General features: G+C 69.4%; 4 protein-coding genes. 1 reads left to right on the plus strand and 3 read right to left on the minus strand.

Annotated features, from left to right (window positions below; all coding sequences use genetic code 11):
• The coding region (locus ACWD3D_RS33575) for a potassium-transporting ATPase subunit C (protein WP_451464494.1) at window positions 1–260 on the plus strand (260 nt) is incomplete at its 5' end.
• 12 nt (window positions 261–272) lie between these two features.
• Here ACWD3D_RS33575 and ACWD3D_RS33580 read toward each other — a convergent pair.
• The 3 genes from ACWD3D_RS33580 to ACWD3D_RS33590 all read right to left on the minus strand — a co-directional run bounded on the left by ACWD3D_RS33580 (window position 273) and on the right by ACWD3D_RS33590 (window position 4,371).
• Entirely contained in the window at window positions 273–1,226 is a 954-nt protein-coding gene (locus ACWD3D_RS33580; RefSeq protein WP_451464495.1) for a 5'-nucleotidase, read from the minus strand.
• A 144-nt stretch (window positions 1,227–1,370) separates the two neighbouring features.
• Window positions 1,371–2,819: a Re/Si-specific NAD(P)(+) transhydrogenase subunit beta gene (pntB, locus tag ACWD3D_RS33585; RefSeq protein WP_451464496.1), complete on the minus strand. Its 1,449-nt coding sequence runs from the start codon at window positions 2,817–2,819 to the stop codon at window positions 1,371–1,373.
• A gap of 1 nt (window position 2,820) precedes the next feature.
• Window positions 2,821–4,371 (minus strand): Re/Si-specific NAD(P)(+) transhydrogenase subunit alpha, encoded by a 1,551-nt coding sequence (locus ACWD3D_RS33590; RefSeq protein ID WP_451464497.1) that lies wholly within the window; start codon window positions 4,369–4,371, stop codon window positions 2,821–2,823.
• Window positions 4,372–4,883 lie beyond the last annotated feature (512 nt).

Below are 4,883 nucleotides of genomic sequence, written 5' to 3' on the forward strand. Positions count from 1 at the left end.
TCCCCGGCCACCCGGTCGACCCCGACGACGTGCCGGCCGACGCCGTCACCTCCTCCGGCTCCGGCCTCGACCCCGACATCTCCCCGGAGTACGCGAAACTCCAGATCCGCCGCGTCGCCGAGAAGAACCACCTCCCGGTCGACCGGGTGAGCAAGCTCGTGGACGACAACACCAGCGGACGCATCATCGGCTTCATCGGTGAACCCCGCGTCAACGTCCTCAAGCTGAACATCGCACTGAAGAAGCTCGCCGGGGGGTGACGGGTCCTGTCGTCAGGCCGTACGGCGGTCGGCCTCGGCCACCTCGTTGATCTTCCCGAAGGGGACGTGGACGCTGGGCGTCGTCTGCGAGGTGCTGACCAGGTGGGTTTCCTGGTCGTCGAAGAATATGTGCGGTCGGAGGATCTTCATGATCTCTCCCTTGTCGATACCGCCGAGGAAGAACGCATCATTGACCCTCAGGCCCCACCGCTTGAGGCTCGTGATCGCACGCTCGTGGGCGGGTGCGTTCCGCGCGGTGACGATGGAGACGTGAAGGCGGATCCGGTAGTCGGGGTTCCCCCGCCGCACCTCCTCCTCACGCTGCTGGATGCGGTACACGCCGGCAAGGAATTTCTGGAGCGGACCGGCGTCGTGCGGGACCGCGGCGTTCCTCGTTTCATGGGCGCGGAATTCTTCGATTCCGCCCGTCTGGTACACCTGCTCCGACTCGTCGCCGGCGAGTACGCCGTCGAAGTCGAAGGAGATGCGCAGGTCGTCGTCCTCGGCGTCGTCCTCGTGCGGGGCGCCCAGGACATGTCCGGCCGGCAGGCCGGACGAGACGGCCTCGCGGACGTCCCGCTCGTTGGCCGAGAGGAACAGCGACATGTTGAGCGCGGGCATGAAGTTGTACGGCGAACGGCCCTGCCGGAAGATGGCCCTGGATATCGGCAGCCCGCGGGACTTGATGGAGCTCATGACCCGCAGACCGGTCTCGGGGTCGTTGCGGGACAGGACGATCACTTCCACCAGGGGGTCTTCGGCCTCATTCAGATCGTTCAGCGACAGCAGACGCCGGATGAACGAGAAAGCCACTCCCTGCGGGAGCACGTCGTCCCGGTGCTTCTCCTGGTAGCCGCGGTAGGCGTCCTCGCCCTGCTCGCGGAAGATGGCGTCCGACTCGGTCAGGTCGAAGAGGGCGCTGGACGCGATCCCGACGACGAGCCGGTTGGAAAGTTCGTAGGCCACAGCAACCCCTCGGTCGGTCCGCTCCTGGTTCGTCGCATCTTCGCACCAGGTGCTTTCCGCTCCTCCCCCGCCCGGGCGGAACCGCCACGGACGACCGGGTCGGCCCCGCCCGCTCAGGGGCGGGCGGGGCGGGACGGGCGCCGCTCAGGCGGGGACGGACACGGCGCGGGTCGCGGACAGCGCGGCCAGAGCGGCCACGATCTCGTCGCTCCTGGTCTTCGCGTCGCCGAAGAGCATGGCGGTGTTCTCGCGGAAGAAGAGCGGGTTCTGCACACCGGCGTATCCGCTGGCCATGGAACGCTTGAAGACGACGACGTTCGCGGCCTCCCAGACCCGCAGCACCGGCATGCCCGCGATCGGACTGCCCGGGTCGTCCATGGCGGCCGGGTTGACGGTGTCGTTCGCGCCGATGACAAGGACGACGTCGGTGCCGGCGAGGTCGTCGTTGATCTCGTCCATTTCGAGCACGATGTCGTACGGCACCTTGGCTTCGGCGAGCAGCACGTTCATGTGGCCCGGCAGACGGCCGGCGACCGGGTGGATGCCGAACCGCACGTCGACACCCCGGGCCCGCAGGGTGCGGGTCAGCTCGGCGACCGGGTACTGCGCCTGGGCCACCGCCATGCCGTATCCAGGGGTGATCACCACCCGGGAGGCACCGGCCAGCAGTTCGGCGGTCTCGTCGGCGTTGGTCTCGCGGTGTTCGCCCTGTCCACTGTCGCCACCGGCTGCGGGCGCCTCGATCCCGAAGCCGCCCGCGATGACGGAGACGAAGGAGCGGTTCATGGCCTTGCACATGATGTACGAGAGGTAGGCACCCGATGAGCCGACCAGCGCGCCGACGACGATGAGCAGGTCGTTGTCGAGCAGGAAGCCGCTCGCGGCGGCCGCCCAGCCGGAGTAGCTGTTGAGCATGGAGACCACCACGGGCATGTCGCCGCCGCCGATCGAGGCGACCAGGTGCCATCCGAACAGCAGCGCGATCGCGGTGACCGCGATGACCGGCCAGAGCGCCGGTCTGGCCACGAAGACGACGGTGAGGACCACGAAGGCGAGCAGCGCGCCCAGGTTGAGGAGGTTCTTCCCGGGAAGCACGAGCGGGGCGGACTTGATCCTCGCGCTCAGCTTGAGGTTGGCGACGATCGAACCGGTGAAGGTGACTGCGCCGATGAAGATACCGACGGAGACCTCGGCGTGATGGATGCTCAGGAGGCTGCCGGAGAAGCCGCCTTCACCGTTGCGCTCGACCTCGATGTAGGAGGCCCAGCCGACCAGTACCGCGGCGAGTCCGACGAACGAGTGGAGCAGCGCGATCAGTTCGGGCATGCCGGTCATCTTGACCACGCGGGCGCGCCAGAGACCGATGACGGCCCCGACGGCGAGGGAGATCGTGAGGACGAGCGCGGTCGTACCGCGCACCGAGCTGTCGTGGAGGGTCAGCCCGATGGTGGCGGCCAGGGCGACGGCCATGCCGGCGACGCCGTACGTCCAGCCCTGCCGTGCCGTCTCGTGCTTGCTCAGCCCCGCCAGGGAGAGGATGAAGAGCAGGGCGGCGACGAGGTACGCCGCGGTGGAGATCGAGGCTGCGGACACGTCAGTTCCCCTTGCTGAACATGGCGAGCATGCGGCGCGTCACCGCGAAGCCGCCGACGATGTTGACGGAGGCGAGCAGGGTCGCGAGTCCGGCCAGCGCCTGGATGGTGTGGCCGCCGAGCCCGACCTGGACCAGCGCTCCGACGACGATGACTCCGGAGATGGCGTTGGTGACGCTCATCAGGGGCGTGTGGAGGGCGTGGTGGACCTTGCCGATGACGTAGTAGCCGATGACGATCGCCAGGGTGAGCACGGTGAAGTTCTGCGGGATCGGATCCGGGGCGAAGGCGATCACGAGCCAGAGCAAGGCGATTCCGGTGAGGACGAGCGCGAGCTTGGCCGCGGCGGGCAGGGCCTTCTTCGGCGGCGCCGGGGCCACCGCCGCGGCCGGTGCGGTCGCGGGGGCGGCGCTGACCTGGACGGGGGGCGGTGGCCAGAGTTTCTCGCCCCGTCCGTCCCCGGTGGCGCGGACGACCGTGATGCCGCGCTGGACGGGATCGTCGAGATCGAGGACGGCCTTGCCGTCCTTCTCCGGCGTGAGCAGCTTGAGCAGGTTGACGAGGTTGGTGCCGTACAACTGGCTCGCCTGGGTGGGCAGGCGGCCCGCCAGATCGCCGTAACCGAGGATGGTCACGCCGTTGTCCGTGACGACCTTCCGGCCTTCGACGCTGCCGGCGACGTTGCCGCCCTGCGCGACGGCCATGTCGACGATCACGGAGCCGGCCTTCATCGAGGCGACGTCCGCCGCGGTGATCAGTGCGGGCGCCGGGCGCCCGGGGATGAGCGCGGTGGTGATGATGATGTCGACGTCGGCGGCCTGGGTCGAGTAGAGCTCGGCGGCGGCCCGGTCGTACAGGTCCGAAGTGGCCTTGGCGTAGCCGTCGCCGGACTGCTGCGCCTCCTCCTCCACGACGACCGGGAGGTACTCGCCGCCGAGCGATTTGACCTGGTCGGCGACCTCGGGGCGCGGGTCGGTCGCGCGTACGACGGCTCCGAGGCTGGAGGCCGCACCGATCGCGGCCAGGCCGGCGACGCCGGCTCCGGCCACCAGCACCTTGGCCGGCGGGACCTTTCCGGCAGCGGTCACCTGGCCGGTGAAGAAGCGGCCGAATTCATGTGCCGCCTCGATCACCGCACGGTATCCGGCGATGTTGGCCATGCTGGACAGCACGTCCAGGGACTGGGCGCGGCTGATGCGCGGCACGGCGTCCATGGCCAGGACGGTGATGTCCCGTTCGGCCAGGGCGTCCACGAGCCCGGGGTTGAGTGCCGGGGCCAGGAGGCAGACCAGGTAGGCGCCGTCTTTCGGCTTGTCGACGTCTTCCGGTGAGGGGCTGTTGACGCGCAGGACGACGTCCGCGCTCCACGCCTCGTTCGCGGTGCCCACGGTGGCTCCGGCCTCGGTGTACGCGAGGTCGGTGAAGGCGGAGAGCTCGCCGGCTCCGGACTCGACGACCAGTTCGTAGCCGAGGGCGATGAACTGTCTGACGGTCGTGGGTGTCGCGGCCACACGGGTCTCCCCGGTCGGCTCGCGGGTCACTCCGATGCGCATGGATAAGGGCTCCTTCGGGAACGTGGGCCGCCGTGCAGGGTCTGAGAGGGGCGGGGGTCTGATGCTGCCCCGTTCAACCGGGGTGACACCAGACCTTGTTCGGGCGTGGATCGGCACACGGGGAGCGGGTTGACGGCCGTACCCGTCGAGCGGTAGATCGCCGACGGCGCGGCGGGCGCCACCGGACCGACGGGATCGATGCGGACGTGTGACGGCGCTGTCTGTCCGCGGCCGTTGTGGCGATCGAGCGGATACGGTTTTCCGCCCGCACCGTGAACCGATGGTCCTCCGCGTCCGTAGAGCTGTGAGGACGTGTATCCGTGCGGTCGGGAGGCACGGCGACGACTTCGTGTCCCGCTGTACCGCCCGAGCAGCGGGGCCGGGGGCCTCCTGAGACGTGCTGCCCGCTTCGCAGTCGCGGGGTCCGGGCGGCAGGACCGCAGGGGGCCGATCCGGCGCCTCGGCTGGTGCACTGTCCTCGGGCACGGAGAGCGGCCCGGCGCGCTGCGGAG

It is taken from the genome of Streptomyces sp. NPDC002690, from assembly GCF_053592415.1.

Excerpts from the sequence above, each read along its gene's own strand:
- ACWD3D_RS33590 (WP_451464497.1), bottom strand. The coding sequence starts at position 4,371 with ATGCGCATCGGAGTGACCCGCGAGCCGACCGGGGAGACCCGTGTGGCC.